Source organism: Gardnerella massiliensis, assembly GCF_003408845.1.
Taxonomy (GTDB): domain Bacteria; phylum Actinomycetota; class Actinomycetes; order Actinomycetales; family Bifidobacteriaceae; genus Bifidobacterium; species Bifidobacterium vaginale_H.
This window is the reverse complement of the sequence record NZ_LRTV01000006.1, coordinates 21739-43645: the sequence shown is the minus strand read 5'-3', so window position 1 is coordinate 43645 and position 21907 is coordinate 21739. Positions and strand designations below refer to the sequence as shown.

Here is a 21907-nt window from a genome sequence, read left to right as displayed (position 1 = left end):
TTTATGGAACATTTGCCGGAGACTTTTCTCCGGGTTTTGTTGCTGAATTGGTGGGTTTTTGGAACATTCTCCGGAAAATTCCCAGCGTTTGTTGCTGTTTTAGCCGTTTTTTGGAACATTTGCCGGAGTTTTTTCTCCGGCAAATGTTCCAAAACCACCAAAGCGGGGATTAAAAAAGACGGAGGTCCGTGGACTCTACGCCACGCATATCGTCATAGTCAAGAATTAAACAAGTAAAGCCACGATCCTCCGCCAACACGCGCGCCTGCGGACTAATCGTCTGCGCCGCAAAAATACCACGCACCGGCTTAAGCAACGGATCACGATTCAACAAATCACAGTAACGCGTAAGCTGCTCCACGCCATCAATACCACCATGACGCTTAATCTCAATCGCCACATGCACACCATCCGCATCCTGGGCCATAATATCCACCGGGCCAATAGCAGTCGGATATTCGCGACGCACCAAAGTAGCACCTTCACCGATACGCTCAATCTGCTCAGCCAAGTAGCGCTGCAAATGGTCCTCAACACCATCCTTCACCAAGCCAGGATCCTCACCCAAATCGTACGTACTGTCGCTATAAACATGCTCAAGCGAAATCACAAGCAAATCATCAGTTTTATCCGCAGCAACGCGAAGTACACAACCGTCCGCCACAACTCCAGAATTGGTATCAGCGCAATCCTCGCCATCTTCCTTACGCAGCACGCGCATAGTGCAAGGAGCTACCATCCAATTAAGCGGCTTATACGCGCCAAGTTCCGAAAAAATCAGCACACTACCATCGGCCTTAATAAGCAGCACGCGCTTCGCTTGAGGAAGCGTAGCATTTAATCGGCCCGTATACTCAGCACTACAATCCGCAACAATAATTCGCACACAGCAAGCATAACAGCAATCACATAATTGCAATCACATAACAGCAATTGCGCAACGAAAAACGCTACTTAGTCACTTACCTACTTGCCTACTTACCTAGTGCTTCAGCCAAATCACGATTCTGCCAATGCTCATGCAACGCGCAATAACCGCCAAACAACACAAGCCAAACCAAACCACCAATTGCGGCAGCGCGAGTATCGTCGCTAATAAACAATGTAATATACACAAACACAAAGAACGCAATCGTAAGCGAATTCAACAGCTTATAATGCGGCATCACAAAACCGTCCGGCATAAAATCAGCCGACTTACGATACTTACGGTGAGTCACCATAATCAAAATATAAATCATGATAATCACTGCAGAAGAAGCCGAAGCAAACAGAATAAACGCTCCATGCACGCCAGGAATCGAATTAACCACCGGAGAAAGAAGAATCAAAGCAGACGAAAATACAATAGCGCGAGCAGGAACCTTCGTACGCGACACCTTACGCAACTTACCCAACAGCGGCGAAGGCGACTCAAGCGCAATCTGATACATGTGGCGGCCAGCAGAATACAGCAAAGAATTAAGCGCAGAAGAAGCAGCCGTAATAACCACGAAGAACACCAAAGCCGAAGCCCAATGCAAACCAGCGTATTGGAACACCATAATAAATGGTGACATAAATACACCCTCAGCATTCGTCGCCTTAAACCGCTGCCACGGCACAATAAGCATAATAGCCACAAGAGCGCCAACGTAGAAAATCAAAATGCGCATAATAATTTCGTTCACAGCCTTCGGCAGCACTTGGCGAGGGTTCTTCGTCTCCGAAACCGTTACGCCCACAAACTCAATAAGCTGATACGCATAAAACACCATTTGGAAGCTCATCAAGAAAGCGAGCCAGCCGTTAGGCATCAACGAAAAATTATTGAAAATATTATCGAAACCAGCGTGGCCAGCCGGACTTATCACGCCACCATGCAGAGGCGTTGCAGGATAATGGTAGCCAATCACCACCATTACGGCAGCAGTCGCAATAAGTGCCACAATAAGCGTGATCTTAATCATAGAGAACCAAAACTCTGTTTCTCCAAACAGCTTCACCGCAACCAAATTAATGCACACTAAAGCAACCAAGAACACTACTTCTATAAGCCATTTCCAATGACTTACGTCAATATCAAACGTTTGGAAAAACGTGACGCAATACGTGCTCACGGCCGTAATCTCACTCATACCAATCAGCACAAGCACAAACCAGTACGACCAGCCGGCGAAATTACCCCAACCTCTACCAAGGTAACGCGTAATAAAACTAATAAACGTATGCTGGTTCGGATCCTTATACATAAGTTCGCCAATGCCACGCATCAGCAAAAACATAATCAAACCAACAATAATGTACACGAACACAATGCTCGGGCCGGTTAAACTAATAGATTTTCCGGAACCAAGGAATAAGCCCGTACCAATCGTGCCGCCGATAGCAATAAATTGCACATGACGCTTGGTAAGACTGCGTTCCATCTGATTCGTGTGGTCGCCTAGCGCTTCCTGCGTAGAATCGTCAGCTGACTTAATAGCGGTTGAGATATCGGATTGAACACCAGCTTGAATATGAGATTGAATATGAGAAGACGAATCATCAGCTGTTGCAGGGGATTCAGCATGCTGAGAACCTGCCCCGATACCGCTATTTGCCGTCTTGCTCATTATCATAACTCCGTTTCCTAGTGATTACGAAATTCCCATTTTATAGGAACCCGTAACTATTCGCCGGCAAACTTACAAATTTTCACCACAATCCGCGCTTATTTCGCACCTTTATACTTCCGCACTTTTCGCACTTTCGCACATTATTCCACACTTTTCAGCGAGCTAACCGGATCGATACGATCAAGCGCAGGATTCGTAGACCATTGCACAATCAAGGCAAAAATAAGCGTTACGCAGCCAGCAATACCGTAACTCAACGGAGCAACTTCCACCTCAAAATACAACGATGGCATACGCAACGCGCTCGTCAGCATACCAGCAATAAACCTACCCAACGGCAATCCGACAGCAATACCAACCAACGTAAGTATCAGCATCTCCTTATGCACGTAAGCATGCACTTCACGCCGGTAAAAACCAAGCACTTTAAGCGTAGCTATTTCGCGAGCGCGCTCCGAAATATTCGTACTCGCCAACGTAAACAGCACAGCCAAAGCCAAACCCGCAGCAAGCGCAATAATCAACGCAACCACAGCGTTCATAAGGTCAAAACTAAAAGCGTGCTTCATGCGCGTAATATTAATAACTCGCAGCACGCCATCGCGCTCAGCAAACGCATCAGCGTACCGTATCCTCGCGTTGTCACTACCACGCAAACGCATAATCAACGCGTTTTCCTTCACGCTTTGCCCTTGCTTTGCAGCGGTTGCGTCTTTCGCACCTTTCGCACCAAACAAACGCTCGTAACAACGCGCAGTCATATACATATTAGAACCGATAAGATTGCGAACAATAGCACGCACCTTAACAACGGCCCGCTTGAAACTTACGTTCGTAATCGCAATTTTGTCGCCGCGACCAATATTCAAAGAAGCCGCAGCACTTTGCGAAAGTAACGGCCCTTCATCATTAAGCGGAACCTGACGCAAATTATCGTCGACATCGCACAAACGCACCAAACGAGCCAACGTAGCAGCATCCTTTACCACAATAAGCTGCACACTTTCAGCATCTTCAGTTGCGTGGTGCTGAGACTTATCGCTACCGTCAGATTGATACTTTGCAATCTCCCCAGAACTTACGTATGAAGCAAGCACCGTTTCTATACGATGCTTAGACTTATCATTTTCGATACTGCTCTGCATACGCTTAAAAGATTCAGGCGCAGAAACGGCAATCATATCGTAACGGTAAATTCCCTCATATTGACGGATACCCAAGGTTGCAACAGTGTCGTTCAACGCCAACGCGCACACAATAAGCGCAGTGCACCCGGCCACACCACCAATAGTCATGCACAGTCTGCCCTTAAATCGCGCAAGATTACGAACCGTCACCTTATTGAGGAAACTCATGCGATTCCAAATCCAAGGCAAGCGTTCCAACAATACGCGAGCGCCGGCGCGAGGAGCTTTTGGACGAAGTAATAGCGCCGGAACTTGCCTTGTTTCACGCCAACTCACCACAATAGTGCACACCGCCACTGGTATAACAAAGGCGAGCACGCACAACGATCCGTAAAGCCAGTCGTATCGCAAAGTTACGTCCGGCACAGAGTACAATCCGTGCAAAATCTTCAAAAGCAGCGAAGGAATCGCCAAAAAACCAACAATATCGCCAATACCACCGCCAATAATGCAGGCAAGAATAGCAAAGAACGCGTGTCTGGTAACGGCTGCTGAACGACCATACCCCAAACTTAAGTAAGTTCCAATAAGCCCACGTTCCTCCTCAACCATGCGTGCCATGGCAGTAAGACTCATCATCATGGCGACGATAAGAAATATTGCAGGAAACGCGTAACCGAGCGACTGAATCGAAGCTATATCTGAACGCAAGCTTGCGTAACTTTCGTTTGCAATTCGCGTAATAACATGCCATCGAGCTTGTGGAACGCGCCGTTCTATAGCTGGCTTTATGCGCTCGCGAACCTTTTCGTACGCTTGCTTTACTACTTGCTCTGGGGCGCCTTTGAGCTTCTTCGCGGAAGCAACAATGCGCCGCGCTTCAAGATTGGTAAGATTGTCAACGAGTTGGTTACGTCTCGCCTTTTCGCGTGTAACTTGCACACGCTCGTGAATCTGTTTCGAAGCTTCGTCAACTATATTTCTGTAGGCTTGGGAGAATGTGTTAACGTTTTGCGCTGACTTCAGTCTCACCGATATAACGGTATAAGGTAACTTTTTAACGCTACGAAAGTCAGCAAAAGTGAACATAGGGTAACGTGAGGTGACGGAATTGCGGAAGGCTTTCGACTGGTAGCCGTCAGGATTGTTCAAATCGTTGCTATCGAGCACGCTAGCTGTTATGCGCAAACGGTAAGTTTCGTTCTTTTTCTCAGTTTTTGCTGGATTTTCTTTATGAGACGATTCCTTATTGGACGATTCCTTATTGGACGATTCCTTGCGCTGTTGCACTGTAATTACTACAGTGTCACCAATATGCAGGCCGCTATCGTGCAGGAAGCGTTGCGTTACAGCGACTTCGCGAGTATTAGAAGGCATTGTGCCGCGCAATAAGTGCAGCTGGTTAAGTTGTTTGCGTGCGCTGACATAGTGGACTAAGTTCACTGCGTATGAGGAAGTTGAGTCACTTGCGGGGAGAGCGGTTGCTTTTCTGGAATATTCAGCTTCCACTTCGCTTACGGCTGGCAAAGATTTCAACGCGGTTACGTCGTCACGCGTAAGCCCCAGCGTAGAAGCGACTTGTAAATCATACGAGCGCAACTTAGCGTACATGTTATTCGCGCCCAACAGCATGTCGTTACAGCCTGCATAAATGCCGGTGAGCACAGCAACGCCTAGCATAGCGATAACTGCTAAAACGCAGAAACGTCGCCATTCTTTACACCACATTCGTACGGCACTTATAAATAGTGCCGGAAATAATGAGCGAGAACGTTTCGTACCTAACGATTTTGTATGCTTAGTTTTATTGCCGACGCTCATCCTAGTCACCACTCAATCCTAGTCACCACTCAATATCCGCAATTGACGCAGGATGCTCCTGCACGGTTTCGCTCACTACTTTGCCCGAACGGAATCGCACCACTTTATGCGCCATCGGTGCGATTGCTGCATTGTGCGTAATAATGAGTACTGTCATACCTTCCGTGCGGCAAATATCTTGCAAAAGTTGCAACACAGCCTTACCAGTTTCGTAATCCAAAGCACCCGTAGGTTCGTCGCACAGCAGCAGCTTCGGTTTCTTTGCTAACGCACGCGCAATAGACACGCGCTGCTGCTCGCCGCCGGAAAGTTGCGCCGGAAAATTGTGAAGACGATCTTTCAAACCAACATCTGCAAGCGTTTGCGCCGGATCAAAATGGTCTGCACAAATCTGAGAAGCCAACTCAACGTTTTCTAAAGCTGTTAAATTTGGCACGAGATTATAAAACTGAAAAACGAAACCAATATCTTCGCGACGGTAACGAACTAGGCCCTTCCCCTTCAGCTTACTCACGTCACAATCTCCCACTACCACACGGCCACTTGTGGCAGTGTCCATGCCGCCGAGGATATTTAACGCCGTAGTTTTTCCAGCGCCCGAAGCTCCTAAAATAACCGTAAGCTGGCCACGTTCCGCGGTAAAACTGGCATCGTCTAGCGCACGCACAACTTCCGAACCGGAAGGATACTCTTTTACTACGTGATCAAATGTTATATATGCCACCATGCACCTTCGCTACTTTTTTACGTAATTTAGTATTACTTAATTTATTTATTACTTAATTTATTTATTACTTTTATTCGTCACTTAACTTGTTGCTACTTAACTTTTCGCTATTTGCAATTTACTACTTAATTTTATTCGTTACTTAAGTAGCGACACTCCCCTGCGAGCCATACAGTACGCATTGCCTAGCCAAGTGTGACGAGAATTTGGCCAAACTGCACCCAAACGTGGAGCATTCTGACTCATCCAAATGCTAGGAACGCGCCCGTCAGCACTCTGAGAGCCGAGAAGATTGAAGCCGTTCTTGTTCTGCAACCAATCAGTATGCTGAGTCACTACCGCTAAGCCTTCTTCCAAAGTCAACGGCAAACGCTCGTCGGAATCAATAAGCTTACGAGCTACGTCCGGCTCACGATTCAAATACGAGCCTCCAGCATGCGGGTCAACAACCAAGTAAAACGGGCCTTCTGGAGGTTCAAAACCATCTTGTGGAAGAAAACTCGCTATATCTCGCGGAGGCATAGTGGTAAAACCAGCCATACGATCAATACTCGTGCGCGCAATCAAAGATTCAGGCGACACTAATTCGCGCGTAGGAACCAGCACAATATTAGTTCCCAAATCGCTCCGTTCAAGCGCGCGCAACAGCGGACGCGCAAGCGCACGAAAAGCATCAGCGCTCATATCCGCCACATCCGGATACCCGAGCGCTACAATGCGATCAAGTTGTCGCCGAATTTCTTCCGATGCTATTGACATACTTCCAGTTTACGCAAAAAATCTTACAATTGCGAGCGCTACAATACGTAATAAATCGGCAAAATCAGCCAGCAAAATGTCGCTTTTTGGCTATAATTTCCGCCAACTGAACAGCGTTTAGCGCAGCACCCTTACGCAAATTATCGTTAGCAATAAACATTGCCAAACCGCGCTTAGCTTCCACAGCCTGGTCTTGACGAATACGACCTACGTAACTTGCAGATTTACCAGCAGCAAGCTGCGGAGTAGGAATATCATCAAGCGCCACTCCTGCAGCATTGCGCAATACGTCACGAGCCATATTTGGTGTAACATCGCGCTCAAACTCGGCATTAACACTCATACCATGGCCAGTAAAAACGCCCACGCGCACGCACGTGCAAGACGCTGCAAGATTTGGCAAGTGCAAAATTTTACGACTTTCGTTACGCAGCTTCTGCTCTTCGTCAGTTTCTTCGGAACCATCATCTACAAGCGAACCAATAAACGGTACCGCATTAAAAGCAATCGTGCGCACAACTTTAGTAGGCTCTGGAAAATCAATAGCACTACCATCAAACACCAGCTTATCCGCACCCTGATCTAGCGCCGCCTTAGCTTCGTTCATAAGTTGCAAAGCACCAGCGCGGCCCGCACCCGAAACAGCCTGATAAGAGGACACAATAAGACGCTTCAAACCAAAAGCGTCAGCGAGTGGCTTCAATACTGGCATGCAAGCCATCGTAGTGCAATTAGGATTGGCAACGATTCCGCTTGGAATATTGTCTAAATCTTCCGGATTTACTTCCGCAACCACCAGCGGCACGTCGTCGTGCATACGCCATTGCGAAGAATTGTCTACTACAATTGCGCCAGCTTCAGCAAATTTTGGCGCCCAAATTTTTGAGGTTCCGCCGCCGGCAGAAAAAATAGCGATATCAATCCCGCTTAAATCCGCTTTTTCAACGTCTTCCACAACCACGTCTTTGCCACGATATTGCAAAACTGTACCCGCAGAATGAGCAGAAGCCATAAAACGCAAGTTACGAACTGGAAAATCGCGCTCGTCAAGCACACGGCGCATTACCATACCAACCTGGCCCGTAGCTCCTAAAATCGCCACGTTCACGCCAGTTTCATTGATAATCGTCATTTTATTTCTCCCTTGGTAAGTACCTTAATAAGTAACTTGATAAGTACCTTAATATGTGCCTTAATAAATATTAGGCAAATAATTTAGGCGAATTTAGCGGCCGCTTCCCCCATAAACAACGGCTTCAATTTGATTTGCGTCCAAACCGTAAGCCGTATGCAACGCGCGAACCGCCTCGTCGAGCTGATCAACCGGGACCAAAGCAGCAATACGAATTTCAGAAGTAGAAATCATTAGCGTATTAATACCATGCTCACTTAATGCAGTGAAGAACGTTGCAGCCAAACCAGAATGCGTTTTCATACCGACGCCTACAACTGCAACCTTGCCAACCGTAGGATCTACATCCATAGAAGTGAACTTCAACTCGTCGCGAGCAGCTTCAAGAACACTACGCACCGCTTCAGTCGACGAGCTAGGTGCAGTAATGGAAATATCCGCAGTACCGGTAGAGGCACTTGCTTGAGCAATCATATCTATATTTGCATTAGCTTTTGCGAGAGTAGTGAACACTTTCGCAGCCATTCCAGGTATGTCGGGAATTCCACGAACTGTAATCATGGATTCGCTGCGGTCGTGCGCAACACCCGAAATAATAGGCGTTTCAGCTCCTAAATCCGGGAACAAATCACCCATGGTAGAACGAATATCCTGATTTACCATTATTACCGCCCTTAATTTCTACTTGCTAACTATATCTACTCGCTAACTATATGTAGCGAATTTACCAACTTATTTACCGACTATACTTGCTTATCTACTAATACTTAAAATTAACTCAAATTAGGTAAACTATGTGGATCTACGTCACGCGGAACAATAAGCGTACCGTTCCTGCGCGAAAACGAACTACGCACATGCAACGGCATGCCAAAACGCTGAGCATACTCTACGCAACGCAACGCAAGCACACGAGAACCACAAGACGACATTTCCAGCATCGAATCATAATCAATAACCGGAATACGCTTAGCCGTTGGCACAATACGCGGGTCCGCAGTGAAAACGCCGTCAACATCCGTATAAATTTCGCAAACGTCCGCGCCCAACGCAACCGCGAGCGCTACTGCTGACGTATCGGAACCACCACGGCCCAAAGTAGTATCGTCGCCGATTTCGCTAATACCCTGGAACCCAGCCACAATTGCCACGCTCCCCTTGCTTAAAGCAAGACGAACGCGATCTGGCTTAACAGCGCGAATATGCGCCGCACCAAACTTCGTATCCGTCATAAAACCAGCTTGCGAACCGGTGAAAGAATAAGCGTGCGAACCTTGAGCATGAATCGCCATAGCAAGCAAACTCATGGAAATGCGCTCGCCAGCGGTCATGAGCATGTCCATTTCACGAGCCGGCGGATGCGCATTAACACTCATAGCTTGGTCGATTAAATCGTCGGTAGTGTCGCCCATTGCCGAAACAACAACCGCGACATCATTGCCCGCTGCTTTTGTAGCAAGAATTCGCTTAGCAACACGCTGTATGGCATCGGTATCAGCTACAGAAGAGCCACCATATTTCTGTACGATAAGCGCCAATTTTTACCCCTTAAAGATCATGTTGTTACAAACAAACTCACAAAAAGTGTGCAAAATCTTCGGTTTTGTTATTAGCGTACCAACTATGCTCTATTTATTACGTTTTATTACGTTTTATTACGTTTCCAAACCATTGCGTTGAAGCGCTACACAGATTGGCGGCCAGTAAACGCGCGTCCAAGCGTTATTTCATCCGCATATTCCAAATCTCCACCAACCGGCAAACCGCTCGCCAAGCGCGTTACTTTAATCCCAAGAGGATCAAGCAAACGAGCCAAGTAGGTAACCGTCGCCTCACCTTCAATATTAGGATCGAGAGCGAGAATAATTTCTTTTACTTGCGGATTTTTGAGACGCTCAAGTAGTTGCGTAATTGCCAAATCCCCCGGTCCGACGTTCGCCATTGGGTTTATAGCGCCTCCAAGAACATGGTAAACACCGGTGTACTCGTGAGTGCGCTCAATACTCATAATGTCTTTAGGTTCTTCAACGACACAAATTTTGCTATGATCTCGACGCGGATCGGCACATACTTTACATGGGCTTTGTTCGCACACGTTGCCGCAAATATCGCAAAATCGCACACTTTCTTTCATATTATTAATAGCCTCAATTAAAGATTGAGCCTCTGCGTCAGGTGCAGAAAGTATGTAAAAAGCGATGCGCTGAGCACCTTTAGGGCCAATTCCCGGGAGTTTGGCGAATGCGTCAATGAGCCGACCGATAGCCCCATCATACGACGATGCGTTGTGCACAGTTCACTACTCCTCTTGTTTTTTCTTTGCATTGTTGCTTGCATTTTTTGGATTTTTAGGATCCGTAGCAGCAAATTCTTCAACGGTTTTCACTTCAAACATTTGCTTAAGATCATCTACGCTTACGGAGTTAGACGTTTCAAGTGAGGCATCGTCCATAGAACATTCGTCAGCAGACGCTCCATTTTTAGGCGTAGTTGGCGCAACTATTGGAGCGTCAGGTAAATTTTGCGAGCGCTGAGGCGCCGAAGACGATTGCGCACGAACGTAACCTTGGTTTTGTGCAGGTGCTTGGTTTTGTGCAGGTGCTTGGGTTTGTGCAGGTGCTTGGGTTTGTTGTTCCTGAGGCGTATTCACTTGCGTTTGACGCTGAACAGGCACAGCCATAACGTCAGCAATTGGCGTAGAAGACATGTCCGCCCAAGCGTCATCGTCAACACTAAGCTCAGCTTCCGCAGTGTTGTCGGATACTACTGATGCTGCGGAGCCATCAGCTGCGTGAAAATCCGAAGAATCCTTTTCGTTTTGACTTTCTTCAGTTTGACTTTCTTCAGTTTGACTTTCCTTAGCTTGTGTTTCCTTAGCTTGGGTTTCCTTAGCTTGTGTTTCTTTAGCCTGGGCTTCTTTAGCCTGAGCTTTTTCATCCCCGCCGCTATCGGAAGCTGTCTTCCCGCCAAAACCAGCAGTTATGCCGGTTTTACGAAGCAAAATATCACGCTTTACCTGGGCCAACTTTTGCGGATCCATACGCGCAACCGACTCCACCGCTTCACCATTTGCCGCCATAGGAGCTGGAGCAATCATGACGTTGGCTCCAAATATTTCGCGCACAACATTCATAACCACCTTCGGCACTTTTTGGCCGTCGTACGGCGCAGTCGTACACACAGCGAGCGCAAAAGCATGCTGGCTCATTGGCTCGTTAAAAGTAAGCACCAAACGCTGACGGCCCGCCTGAGGATCACTAAGCTGCACTGTTGGCACGTGCTGTCTCGTTACGTATTCGCGCGAATCTTCCGGAAGCTTTGCTACTACAACATCCCACATTTCGTCAACACTACGTGCCGGTTGAACAGGTTGAACAGGTTGAACAGATTGAGCAGATTGAGCAGGTTGAACAGGTTGAACAGGTTCAGGAGAACTTTCCGATACGTTATGTTGCATAAGCTGCTCTGCAGGAACTTGCGCAACCGTTGCCGAAGAATTCGTTACTACTGGGGACGTTGGCTCAGTACGGCTAGTAGTTTGGTTGCGTTGAGAGCCAATAAAATGACTTCCTCTAGTAGCAGGCGCGCTTGCTTGCTTATTTTCAGCATGATTATGTTGAGTAGATTGGCTACTAACAAAACGATCGCCACTAACTGCAACTTTAGTTTCAGCGTCAGCGAGAAGTCGAGCCATCAAAATTTCCAAATTCATGCGCGGAGAAGAAGCGGCAGCCATGCCACTTAAAGCGGCATTAATAGTTTGAGCCATACTAGCCAAATCAGGTAACGTAAGTTTAGTGGCCTGCTTTTGTAACGATTCCAGATCTTCAGGAGCTATATCGTTAAGAAGTTCCAAAGCTGCCTGTTGCCCAGCAGACACCATAAGCAGCAAATCTCGCACCCGCCCAAGCAAATCTTCCACAAACTTGCGCGTATCGTAACCACCAACTACTACGCGACGCACTACGTCATATAAAACAGCACCATTGTGCTCAATAAGCGCATCAATAGCTTCACCAATTAACGCACTTGGAGTGAAACCAAGCAAAGCAACGGCAGAATCTAACGAAATAGCGCCATCAATCGCACCAACCATAAGCTGATCGAGCACCGAAAGTGTGTCTCGCACCGAACCTGAGCCAGCACGCATCGCAAGACGCAGCACGCCGGGAGCAGGAACGATATTTTCTTTCTTGCAGACATCTTCAAGATACGGTCCCATCACTTCCGGAGGAACCAAACGGAACGGATAATGATGAGTGCGCGAACGAATGGTACCAATCACTTTATCCGGCTCAGTCGTAGCAAAAATAAACATCACATGCTCAGGAGGCTCTTCCACAATTTTTAACAATGCGTTAAAACCTTGAGGAGTTACCATATGCGCTTCGTCGAGAATAAAAATCTTATAACGGTCACGAGCTGGAGCAAAACCAGCACGTTCGCGCAATTCTCGAGCATCATCAACACCGTTATGGCTCGCCGCGTCGATTTCTACCACATCAATAGAACCAGCCCCACCAGTGGCTAAATCCTTACAACTCTGGCATTGACCACACGGGTGTGAAGTTGGCCCCTTTTCACAGTTGATACAACGCGCCAAAATGCGAGCGGAACTCGTCTTGCCACAGCCGCGAGGACCCGAAAACAAGTACGCGTGAGTAATCTTGCCTTGATCCAATGCTCTCGACAAAGGTATAGTAACCTGATCCTGCCCAATAACACCATCAAACGTGTCAGGACGATACCTACGATACAGTGCAAGTGCCATGATTTTAACCTACCGCTACCTAACTATTTCCCCAATACATCTTATTTCAGATTAGCAGCAACTGCCACCCGTCATTCGCGTTTATATCACGTCAACATCGCGCAACGATAATACTGAACGTTACTTTTCGCACGCTTCCAACCCGGCACGTGCAGCAGCAGATACGCTTTTTGCAAAAGGAATATTCAAAGCTACTTCAACTCGAACCGTAACTTCGTCGCGAGTCTCCGAACACGATTGAACAGTAGCTTTACTTGCAGTAACAGTGCGAGAAGCCGCTTCACAAGCGTGAGTTTCCATACGCTGTAGTACGGAAGCCCCAGATAGCGCCGCCGCCGTAGCAATTTCATGGGCTTGATGTTTTGCGCTTAAAACATGTCCAAGCACAGCCAGGAAAACGAGCATCGAGCAGACTGTAACCACCAGCAGAATACCAAGGGCTGTGCCGGAGCCACAGTCCACTCGCTTGCCTTGCTTATGCGCACAATGTATTGCATGTTGTATGCAGTGTACCTGTCGTTTCATGCCAGAACCTGATTTACATGACTTTCTACCATAGCGGGCAGTATATGAAGAGGATCCGGAATAAGAGGACATTTCACCACGATATTTACCGTATTCCCGCCGCGACTGATTTGCACCGAAGCACCCGGACCAGCAATCTGCTCAACAATACTTGAAGCGGCACTATCATTACGATGAGTCACCATATAGTAGGCCACCTGCATTGCAGCATCGTGACAATTCATAGTACATATCACCGCTCGGCCAAGGCCGAGTAGCGCTAGCGTAATCACTACTGCACAAGGTAGTACTACAGCAAATTCAGCAGTTACCGTTCCACAATCTCGCGAAATAATCTTACGAAATATACGTCTCTGCAATATATTTTTCAGCATCATAAGCTCATTTCATTTACCTAACACATCACTTAATTAGCCAACTTTCAAAGCTTTTTTCACTAATTCAGATAATGTGTTACGCACTTCGTCTGATTTCAAAAGCAGAAACAAAAGTGTGGCAAAACCTGTAGCAGCAATCAGCACCACAGCATATTCTGCAGTAACCGCTCCAGCATCTTCACACTGCAGCTTTTTAGCATACTGCGTACCTTTTTTCCGCAAATTTTTTTCTACTACTGTTAATTGTTCATCAACCCACATCATCGATGTAGCACATCGAACTGCAAGTGTTTGAATCATCCCAACCATGGAAATTTACCTTTCCCTTCAAATATCCGAACTTTTCGGATAACAACATTGTGACAGTTTACTTCTCAGCCTCCAAGCAAAAATAAGCAATGTGGATAAAAGCTTCCCAACCCAAACAATGGCTATTTTGCAAGAAAATATGACTCGTAACTACACATTTCACAAAAGCTACAGTTTGCACGCATCATCTACGCATTTAATGCATCATCGACGCCACAGTCGGCACAATACCAATGCATATAAAAGCCGGCAGAAAACACAATCCTACTGGAAGCAACAATCGCACCGATAACCGGGAAGTTTCTTTTCTCGCAACATTCGCCATAGTCTGTTCATAATGTTGAGATAGCGCAATCAGCACCGGCACTGGAGAAGATCCCAAACACCACGCTTCGCGCAACGTTGATTGAAGCCAGCTGGCAAGCGTAACAGAAGCGCCAGGTTTTCGATTACTCGTCAAAGGAGAGTAGGGAGGAGACCACGCCTCACGCCAAGCATCACCGGCAATAAGCGCATGCGAAACATTACACATCCACATTCCCTTGCCTCCAGGAAGCGCATCACCAACAGCCCGTAACGCTCGAGGAATCGCAACACCACTTTTAAGCGCAACGATAATCATGTGTAAACCAAGCAAAGGATCGATATCTTCCACGGCACTAACTCGCCATTCGTATTTCACAGCTATGCGATTAGCAAGCATCTCAGATCGCTCATCTAATGCGCGCGAACTTAGTCTCATATTGCACAGCTGCCATACCATTGCCATGCCAATCGGTACCTCAACCCACAATTGCCACATATTTCAAGCACCCCCTCAATTAATTATTTTGTGAATTTAATTTCCGTATTAATTTCCGTATTAACTTTCGTATTGACTTCTCATCGCAGCACAATCCATAGCATGACGCGACATACGCAACATAGAACGTACCCAAACCAAGCCCAAACCGTAACAAACAGAACCAACGGCAAGCAGCCCCCAACCTTGAGCTGTAGTCACCAGTAAAGCGAGAGGATTTCCTCCAAGCAGCTGACCAGCCAATAACGCTAACAGAGGCAACGCCGTAAGTAGTTTTATAGTGGCTTCAGGCATCGCAGCAACTTCAGATTGCAAATCTTCCCCACGTTTTTTCGCATGAGATGAAGCAGCAGTTGCTGCCACACATTCCGACATAGCACACCCCAGCGTGTTGCTCAGTTCATAAGCAGCCGCAATATTTTCAGCAACCTGGCGCATATGCTCTTCAAGATTCCTCCGTTTACGAGACGACATATTATTCGCCGACTGCAAACAACGAGACGCAAGCCAAGCATAGATAAGATCCACATTCACAACCACATGATTCGAGCCACTTCGTCGAACCGCAGCATCGTTGCAAATAATATTCTCAAAAGTCGAACCGGCTTTAAGGGAAGCAACAAGAGACGCAAGTGCTTCTTCAATATCCATAGTTCACCTCACCTATACTGTACCTATACTGCACTTACGAAATAATCACGAATCATGCTACACATATTCCGCAAGTTGACACTCACCCACCGTCGCATGGCGAACAGTAGTAATATCTTCCGGAATCTGCCACTTCTTAGCAAAATCAGCCCACGCCATCGTCGCATTTATAGCAACGCCCCCACGCGAATCACGATTAAGCTGTAATACAGGAATACCCTGCAAACCCGAGCCACCCGATAATGATTGCAATACGCCAATCTCACGAATCATACGCTTACCATCGTTAGCGCGCTCAACGTGAATAACAACATCAAACGCCCCAGCTGCCAACGCGCACAATGCCTGAGGCTCCAATTTTGCAAGCAAACCTAAAGCCATAAGTCTTGCAGGAACTTTCTCCACCTGATCCGCATGAAGCGTCGTCATACCACCTTTATGCCCGGAAGTAAAAACGCGAAGTAAATCCGCAATTTCTTCTCCTCGACATTCGCCCAAAATAATACGATCCGGACGCATTCTCAACGTTGCTTTTACCAATTGAGAAAGCCCAATTTCACCTGCCCCCTCAACATTCGCCTCGCGAACGCTGAGCGACACATGATTTGCCGTAAGTTCTCCCAACTCACGCGTTTCTTCCACAGAAACAATACGATCATCCTTATTGGCATCCGCAAGCAAAGCCTTCATCAACGTAGTTTTACCCGAACCAGTACTTCCCGTAATAACAATATTGGCTCTTAGCCGCACGAGTGAGCTGAGTACAGCAATAAGCTCCTGAGGAAACATACCTTGGTTGCTTAAAGACAGCAAATCGTAATGCTGCGGTGACGGAAATCGAATAGAAAGAGCAGCACCTTGCGCAACTACCGGAGCAAGCACAGCATGAATACGAATGCCCGAATTGCTTGAAGCATCAGCAATAGGGCACGCATCATCCAGCCTTTTACCAACCTGCGCACACAACCACACTGCGTATTCTCGCAATAATGCAGGGTTTTTTAACGGCACTCGCATAGCACGTTCGCACAAACCTTTGCCATAATCCACCCACACTCGACCCCTCTCGCTCACCACTATATCGGTAACACGCTTGTCGCTAGCAAATTCTTGTAATATACCAAAATCTAAATCACGAACAACTTGTTCACGCATACTTGCCTCCCCTATATTGAGAAGTGTTACGTTGCGAGCGCCTAGCATGAGCTTGGGCACCAGTTTTCGACGTACGTCTATATTGAGAACGGCCGTTATATTGAGTACACCCGTTATATTGAGAACGACCGTACCGAGCAGAAGAATTGCTCGCATACGACATAGCATTCTCCAAAAGCCAACGTTCTAACTGTTTTATTGTTGATTCCATAGATGAAGGTACATTGCGAATACCGTAGCCACCTATCATATCCGTGTAAAGACGAGAAACGTGCGGAAGTGCACCAAGTAGTGAAGTTGACAAATATTGTGCCGCTTCGTCGACATCCAACACGTACGCTCGCTGAGTTAATCCGCGAGGAGCAAGCCCCAACATTGTAAAAGCGCCAGCGAACACGTCACTGCCATACGTATCACGCAACGTCTTCATGTATGCACGAAAACGGGCTAAATCAAGTACCGACAACTCAACAGCAGCTACCGTGGCAGCACGAACAAGCTGCGGAATCGCCTGATACATTTGTTTCGCAGAATCACCAGCACCAATATCCACTACAACTACATCGTAAACTTCAGCAAGCGCACGAATAGCCGCTTCAACAACCCAAGGATCCGGCTTCACACCTTGCCATGGCGCAAAAGCGAGCACATCAACCCCACTCCAGTGGATTAACTCGTTGCTCAACACATAACCATCACAACGCCCTAGCGGAGCTTCTACCTCTTGCAGACGTCTGCCCTCATCATCTTCCAATCCCAGCAACACGTCTAAACCGCCATGCGCTAAATCAGCGTCAATAAGAGCAACCCGATAACCTGCATCGCTCATATGCCGCGCAAGAAGAGCAAGCGAAGTACTAAGACCAATACCGTCCGTAGCAGCAGTTCCCACCACAATATTCGACGGCAACGGCTGCAACGATTCGTTTGATAGTTCAGTAGTATTAGAAAGCTCGCTCGACGACGTAGCGCCAGTGGGTGAAACAGTTGTCATAATGGTGCAATCATCCAACGCGCCAACTTCTTTGCGTGAGATAGATTCATGCAAAGTAGCTACTTCAGACAGTGCGTTACGTTCGCCGCCAGCAATAGTTGGAGGGGAATACGCATACCGTTGTCTCAGCTGTACGTCACTTGCGTAAGTACTTGCGTAAGTACTAGCGCAACTGCCAATACGATTATCGGCACTATTTTCCGCATAAACAAATTTATTATTCGTATTCATACTCATGCGCCTATTGAAACGCATGAAGCGGCAAGTGCGCAAGGTTACGCAACCATTGTGGTTAAAAGCTTAAGAAACGTTGAAAATTCAACAAAACTTATCCACATAGCGCGCTTTGCAAAGCATAACGCATATCACGCATTTTGTAACACAAGATCACCATGAGTCTGCATATATCGTTCCAGCAACTCACCATAAATTGGTTTCGTATGCAACATATCCGACACAAGCAGCGCAATAAAAGCAGAAGCCGCAACAGGCAACGTGTGAATCATTGTTCCAGACATTTCCACAGTGAGCAGAATAGAAGTCAACGGCGCTTTTACAGAAGCCGACAGCGTGCCAGCCATTACGCATACCGCAAACACAGACACAAACCTAGCGTCGACGCCAAAAACAGGAATACTCGTAATACTCCGCGCTGCCACTCCACCTGCAAGCGCACCTACGGCAAGAATCGGCATAAAAATACCACCCGGAGCACCACAACCGAAACTCGTTGAAGTAAAAAGCATTTTTGCAACGAACAGCAAGCACAGCATAACTATACTTATTTTTCCATATTCCGAAAGTCGCACAAGATTAGCACCGCCACCAAGCACTTCCGGCAAGAACAAACCCACAGGTATCGCAATTAAACAAGCAACAACAACCGGCATCCACTTAGGCAAATAACCATACAAAGTTTGCAAACCAAGAAGCGAACGGTTCATTAAAGAACCTACAAAACCAGCAAAAATACCCAGAGGAATCAGCCAAAAATGCAGGCCCATAGGCAAATCCGGAATCTGCCCAAAATCAAGCACAGGACGCAACCCAAAACAAGTTTGAGAAACAAAATCAGCAAAAAGAGAAGCGACAGCAGCACCCATCAAAACCGTAGAAGATATGCCATGCTGAACTTCTTCCAACGCAAACATAACACCAGAAAGTGGCGCAGAAAATGCTGCAGAAAGCCCAGCAGCAGCTCCAGCGGTTACCACATAATGCTCTTGAATATCGTTACGCTTACCCTTGCGGAATATTCTAGACAACATTTGCGCGCCGCAAGCACCAATCTGAATCGACGGGCCTTCACGACCAAGAGACAATCCAAACAAAGAACCAAGCAAACCAGCAACGAATCGAACCGGCAAAATAGTATGCCAACGCATATTCAATCCGCGATTAACATAGCCAACAACTTGCGGAATGCCACTTCCGGAAGCCATGCTTTCTTTAAGACTCATCCAACCAATAACAAGCCCAAAAATAACAGCAAAAACCAAGCACACTACAAGCCACCACATATTGTGCCAAACCTGCAAATACACCCAGCGCGCAAAATCTGTGCCACATTCAATGCCAAGCCTGTAAAGTGCAACAAGAGAACCAGAAACTATGCCAATAAATACGCCAGAAATTATTACTTTCCAGCGAAGCTGAGTTAAAGCACCACGTACTCGCGCAACTAATCCACGCACAACATTAACCATATCCCTATTTTTCCAATACTAAACCAACGAAAGTAGCAAAATTTGAGAGCCAACATAGCCAACAGAAGCAGACAAAAATGGCGCAATCAGCTCTGCAACAAGTAGGAAAAGGCCCTCTTTTATACGCTTGGATTGAATAAGATGCACACCTTCAAAAATAGCGGTGGAAAAAGTTGAAAATCCGCCCAAAAAACCCAAAATCATCAAATAAACAAAATTAGCTCCAAAAATTGTTACCGTAACCATGAAAACATTAGACACAACGCCTAAAACAAACGAAGCTAAGCAATTAATAAACAAAGTCGCAACAGGAACTTCACTGACGTGTGAAGTGGAAATTTTTTTAGTCATCGCGCATCTTAAAACAGCGCCTAAACCGCCAAAAAAGCAAGGCAACACAAACATAATGAAAATGTATAAAGAATTCATCACTTCACCACCTTCGTACTAGTTTCTGCAACAGCTTGCTCTCGTTTTCCGTTAATATGCTTCGCAATTCCTGAGCCAATCCAATTGCCAACAAACGCCATAACAACGCCAAAAATCAGAGAAAAAATCATACCTACAATAGCAAACGTCGCGCGCGGAGCCATAAAAGATACCGCACCTTCAAATGCAAAAGTAGACATCGTTGACAATCCGCCACAAAACCCCGTTCCTAGCGCATATTTGTACAAAATTTGCTTTTCTTGAGATAGCGCTTTAACCGATATTGCAGTGACGAGAGCGAAAATGAAGCACGCAATCATATTGGACAAAAATGTACCTAAAGTAAGCTGCCCGAATATAGAAGATTGCTTGTCTACTGAACTAATTACGTGTGTGCAGGAAGAAATTACTCCACGTACAAACGCTCCGCACGTGCCGCCAATAAAAACTAACAAATATAAGCGGCGGTTATTTTGTCGGTTTTTTTCGCCTATTTTACTCATTTTCACCCTTTTCAAAACTCTCGCTATAAACCAAAACGACACCTCGCAAAGAAGTGTCGTTTCGATACGTTATCTCACCAAAATTATGCCGCCTACATATCAACTATGTCAGTCAATTAACGAATGAACACTAATAATATGATCGCGCTGAGGACCAGTGCCGATGGCAGAAATACGGCAGTGAGAAAGCTCTTCCAAACGTTTCACGTAACTTTGCGTATTTTGAGGCAAATCTTCAAACTTGTGAATTTGCGAAATATCCTCGCTCCAGCCTGGCAACATTTCGTACACTGGTTTTGCGGAAGAAAATAGCGCTTGATCTACTGGCATTTCTTCCACGCGCTGAACTGTACCGTCCGGCGAAGTTACGTCATAGGCGACACAAACCGGCACTTCTTTCAAACCGGTAAGTACGTCAAGTTTCGTAAGCACAATATCCGTCAAACCGTTCACTCGCGTAGCATAACGGCTTACTACGGAATCAAACCAACCGCAACGACGAGGACGGCCTGTTGTTACGCCATATTCGTGACCTTGCTCACGCAACCAATCACCCTGCTCATCCAAAAGCTCAGTTGGGAATGGCCCCTCACCAACACGAGTAATATACGCTTTTGCAACGCCAATTACGCGATTAATGCGCGTAGGTCCTACACCGGTACCCGTGCAAGCGCCGCCCGCAGTAGGATTAGAGGAAGTGACGAACGGGTAAGTACCGTGATCGACGTCGAGCATAGTTGCTTGGCCGCCTTCGAACAATACGGTTTTGCCTTCATCCATTGCCTTATTCAAGACTAACGACGTGTCTGCAACGTAAGGCTTCAAGCGCTTACCAAGTTCTACAAGCTGAGCAGTGACATCGTCAATATCAATCGGATGCTGGTTATACAACTTCACTAGCATCTGGTTCTTTTGGTGCAAGCTAGCCTCAACCTTATCGCGCAAATGTTCAGCATTAAACAAATCGTGCACGCGAATACCAACACGGTTAATTTTATCTGCGTAAGTAGGTCCAATACCGCGACCAGTAGTACCAATCTTATGCTTTCCGAGGAAACGCTCGGTAACTTTATCAATTACGCGATGATAAGGGGTAATAACGTGCGCAGCCTCACTTACCAACAAGCGCGAGCAATCAACACCGCGAGATTCCAAAGTGTCAATCTCTTCAAAAAGAACTTCAGGATCGACAACTACACCGTTGCCAATAATAGGAGTTACATTAGGGCTAATCACGCCGCTAGGAAGCAGATGTAATGCGTAGGACTTATCGCCAACCACTACAGTATGTCCAGCATTATTACCGCCATTAAAACGCGCGACAATATCGACCTTTGAGCCAATTAAATCTGTTGCTTTTCCTTTACCTTCGTCACCCCATTGAGCGCCGATAAGCACAATTCCAGGCATGCCGCACCTCCATTTTTGGGCTAACGCCGCCCAAATAAGCACAATTCCTACCTGACCAGACTATCGCTAAGCCCCTACCGAATACGCAACAAAGAAAACATAAAACGTTAAA

At 46.6% G+C, this 21907-nt stretch carries 21 protein-coding genes; all 21 read right to left on the bottom strand.

The window, feature by feature from the left end:
- Positions 1-169: 169 nt before the first annotated feature.
- The 21 genes from nucS to AXE77_RS03290 all read right to left on the bottom strand — a co-directional run bounded on the left by nucS (position 170) and on the right by AXE77_RS03290 (position 21795).
- Complete coding sequence (nucS, locus tag AXE77_RS03390; protein ID WP_116712154.1) at positions 170-886, bottom strand: endonuclease NucS; 717 nt, start codon at positions 884-886, stop codon at positions 170-172.
- A gap of 88 nt (positions 887-974) precedes the next feature.
- Positions 975-2408 carry an amino acid permease gene (locus tag AXE77_RS03385; protein ID WP_116712284.1) on the bottom strand — a complete coding sequence of 478 codons (1434 nt, stop codon included), beginning with the start codon at positions 2406-2408 and terminating at the stop codon, positions 975-977.
- A gap of 329 nt (positions 2409-2737) precedes the next feature.
- The gene (locus AXE77_RS03380; RefSeq protein ID WP_116712153.1) at positions 2738-5545 is read right to left on the bottom strand and encodes an ABC transporter permease; all 2808 of its coding nucleotides are present in this window, start codon (positions 5543-5545) and stop codon (positions 2738-2740) included.
- A gap of 22 nt (positions 5546-5567) precedes the next feature.
- Positions 5568-6269: an ABC transporter ATP-binding protein gene (locus tag AXE77_RS03375; protein ID WP_116712283.1), complete on the bottom strand. Its 702-nt coding sequence runs from the start codon at positions 6267-6269 to the stop codon at positions 5568-5570.
- Between the two features lie 141 nt (positions 6270-6410).
- The gene (locus tag AXE77_RS03370) at positions 6411-7031 is read right to left on the bottom strand and encodes a DUF5701 family protein (protein ID WP_116712152.1); all 621 of its coding nucleotides are present in this window, start codon (positions 7029-7031) and stop codon (positions 6411-6413) included.
- A 64-nt stretch (positions 7032-7095) separates the two neighbouring features.
- A complete protein-coding gene (locus tag AXE77_RS03365; RefSeq protein ID WP_116712151.1) occupies positions 7096-8163 on the bottom strand; it encodes an aspartate-semialdehyde dehydrogenase in 1068 nt (355 codons plus the stop codon).
- A 93-nt stretch (positions 8164-8256) separates the two neighbouring features.
- A complete protein-coding gene (locus tag AXE77_RS03360) occupies positions 8257-8826 on the bottom strand; it encodes an ACT domain-containing protein (protein WP_116712150.1) in 570 nt (189 codons plus the stop codon).
- 110 nt (positions 8827-8936) lie between these two features.
- Positions 8937-9701: an aspartate kinase gene (locus AXE77_RS03355; RefSeq protein ID WP_116712149.1), complete on the bottom strand. Its 765-nt coding sequence runs from the start codon at positions 9699-9701 to the stop codon at positions 8937-8939.
- Between the two features lie 146 nt (positions 9702-9847).
- Positions 9848-10456, bottom strand: a complete 609-nt coding sequence (gene recR / locus AXE77_RS03350) for a recombination mediator RecR (RefSeq protein ID WP_116712148.1) — start codon at positions 10454-10456, stop codon at positions 9848-9850.
- A gap of 6 nt (positions 10457-10462) precedes the next feature.
- On the bottom strand, positions 10463-12934 hold the full coding sequence (gene dnaX / locus AXE77_RS03345) for a DNA polymerase III subunit gamma/tau (protein ID WP_116712147.1): 2472 nt from the start codon (positions 12932-12934) through the stop codon (positions 10463-10465).
- Positions 12935-13054: 120 nt separating this feature from the next.
- Positions 13055-13459 (bottom strand): Rv3654c family TadE-like protein, encoded by a 405-nt coding sequence (locus tag AXE77_RS03340; protein WP_116712146.1) that lies wholly within the window; start codon positions 13457-13459, stop codon positions 13055-13057.
- Positions 13456-13833 (bottom strand): TadE/TadG family type IV pilus assembly protein, encoded by a 378-nt coding sequence (locus AXE77_RS03335; protein ID WP_430886651.1) that lies wholly within the window; start codon positions 13831-13833, stop codon positions 13456-13458. The genes AXE77_RS03340 and AXE77_RS03335 overlap by 4 nt, the downstream gene beginning before the upstream one ends.
- 36 nt (positions 13834-13869) lie before the next feature.
- Positions 13870-14145, bottom strand: coding sequence for a DUF4244 domain-containing protein (locus AXE77_RS03330; protein WP_116712144.1), 276 nt, complete (start codon positions 14143-14145; stop codon positions 13870-13872).
- A gap of 196 nt (positions 14146-14341) precedes the next feature.
- Positions 14342-14947 (bottom strand): type II secretion system F family protein, encoded by a 606-nt coding sequence (locus AXE77_RS03325; protein WP_116712143.1) that lies wholly within the window; start codon positions 14945-14947, stop codon positions 14342-14344.
- 60 nt (positions 14948-15007) lie between these two features.
- Positions 15008-15598, bottom strand: a complete 591-nt coding sequence (locus tag AXE77_RS03320; RefSeq protein WP_116712142.1) for a pilus assembly protein TadB — start codon at positions 15596-15598, stop codon at positions 15008-15010.
- Between the two features lie 57 nt (positions 15599-15655).
- Positions 15656-16753 (bottom strand): TadA family conjugal transfer-associated ATPase, encoded by a 1098-nt coding sequence (locus AXE77_RS03315; RefSeq protein WP_116712141.1) that lies wholly within the window; start codon positions 16751-16753, stop codon positions 15656-15658.
- Positions 16746-17978: a CpaE/TadZ family protein gene (locus tag AXE77_RS03310; protein WP_205727524.1), complete on the bottom strand. Its 1233-nt coding sequence runs from the start codon at positions 17976-17978 to the stop codon at positions 16746-16748. The genes AXE77_RS03315 and AXE77_RS03310 overlap by 8 nt, the downstream gene beginning before the upstream one ends.
- Before the next feature lie 134 nt (positions 17979-18112).
- Complete coding sequence (locus AXE77_RS03305) at positions 18113-19453, bottom strand: ClC family H(+)/Cl(-) exchange transporter (RefSeq protein ID WP_116712140.1); 1341 nt, start codon at positions 19451-19453, stop codon at positions 18113-18115.
- 18 nt (positions 19454-19471) lie between these two features.
- A complete protein-coding gene (locus tag AXE77_RS03300) occupies positions 19472-19882 on the bottom strand; it encodes a fluoride efflux transporter FluC (protein ID WP_116712139.1) in 411 nt (136 codons plus the stop codon).
- Positions 19882-20385 carry a fluoride efflux transporter FluC gene (locus AXE77_RS06925; protein ID WP_116712138.1) on the bottom strand — a complete coding sequence of 168 codons (504 nt, stop codon included), beginning with the start codon at positions 20383-20385 and terminating at the stop codon, positions 19882-19884. Before AXE77_RS06925 ends, AXE77_RS03300 begins: the two co-directional genes overlap by 1 nt.
- A 108-nt stretch (positions 20386-20493) precedes the next feature.
- Complete coding sequence (locus AXE77_RS03290; RefSeq protein WP_116712137.1) at positions 20494-21795, bottom strand: adenylosuccinate synthase; 1302 nt, start codon at positions 21793-21795, stop codon at positions 20494-20496.
- Positions 21796-21907 lie beyond the last annotated feature (112 nt).

Bases quoted from the DNA above. Each gene is read 5' to 3' on its own strand.
- AXE77_RS03310 (WP_205727524.1), bottom strand. From the start codon at position 17,978: ATGAATACGAATAATAAATTTGTTTATGCGGAAAATAGTGCCGATAAT.
- AXE77_RS03290 (WP_116712137.1), bottom strand. From the start codon at position 21,795: ATGCCTGGAATTGTGCTTATCGGCGCTCAATGGGGTGACGAAGGTAAA.
- AXE77_RS03325 (WP_116712143.1), bottom strand. From the start codon at position 14,947: ATGTGGCAATTGTGGGTTGAGGTACCGATTGGCATGGCAATGGTATGG.
- AXE77_RS03330 (WP_116712144.1), bottom strand. From the start codon at position 14,145: ATGGTTGGGATGATTCAAACACTTGCAGTTCGATGTGCTACATCGATG.
- AXE77_RS03315 (WP_116712141.1), bottom strand. From the start codon at position 16,753: ATGCGTGAACAAGTTGTTCGTGATTTAGATTTTGGTATATTACAAGAA.
- AXE77_RS06925 (WP_116712138.1), bottom strand. From the start codon at position 20,385: ATGAGTAAAATAGGCGAAAAAAACCGACAAAATAACCGCCGCTTATAT.
- AXE77_RS03365 (WP_116712151.1), bottom strand. From the start codon at position 8,163: ATGACGATTATCAATGAAACTGGCGTGAACGTGGCGATTTTAGGAGCT.
- AXE77_RS03305 (WP_116712140.1), bottom strand. From the start codon at position 19,453: ATGGTTAATGTTGTGCGTGGATTAGTTGCGCGAGTACGTGGTGCTTTA.
- AXE77_RS03385 (WP_116712284.1), bottom strand. From the start codon at position 2,408: ATGGAACGCAGTCTTACCAAGCGTCATGTGCAATTTATTGCTATCGGC.
- AXE77_RS03320 (WP_116712142.1), bottom strand. From the start codon at position 15,598: ATGGATATTGAAGAAGCACTTGCGTCTCTTGTTGCTTCCCTTAAAGCC.
- AXE77_RS03300 (WP_116712139.1), bottom strand. From the start codon at position 19,882: ATGAATTCTTTATACATTTTCATTATGTTTGTGTTGCCTTGCTTTTTT.
- AXE77_RS03360 (WP_116712150.1), bottom strand. From the start codon at position 8,826: ATGGTAAATCAGGATATTCGTTCTACCATGGGTGATTTGTTCCCGGAT.
- AXE77_RS03380 (WP_116712153.1), bottom strand. From the start codon at position 5,545: ATGAGCGTCGGCAATAAAACTAAGCATACAAAATCGTTAGGTACGAAA.
- AXE77_RS03340 (WP_116712146.1), bottom strand. From the start codon at position 13,459: ATGAAACGACAGGTACACTGCATACAACATGCAATACATTGTGCGCAT.
- AXE77_RS03370 (WP_116712152.1), bottom strand. From the start codon at position 7,031: ATGTCAATAGCATCGGAAGAAATTCGGCGACAACTTGATCGCATTGTA.
- AXE77_RS03335 (WP_430886651.1), bottom strand. From the start codon at position 13,833: ATGCTGAAAAATATATTGCAGAGACGTATATTTCGTAAGATTATTTCG.
- dnaX (WP_116712147.1), bottom strand. From the start codon at position 12,934: ATGGCACTTGCACTGTATCGTAGGTATCGTCCTGACACGTTTGATGGT.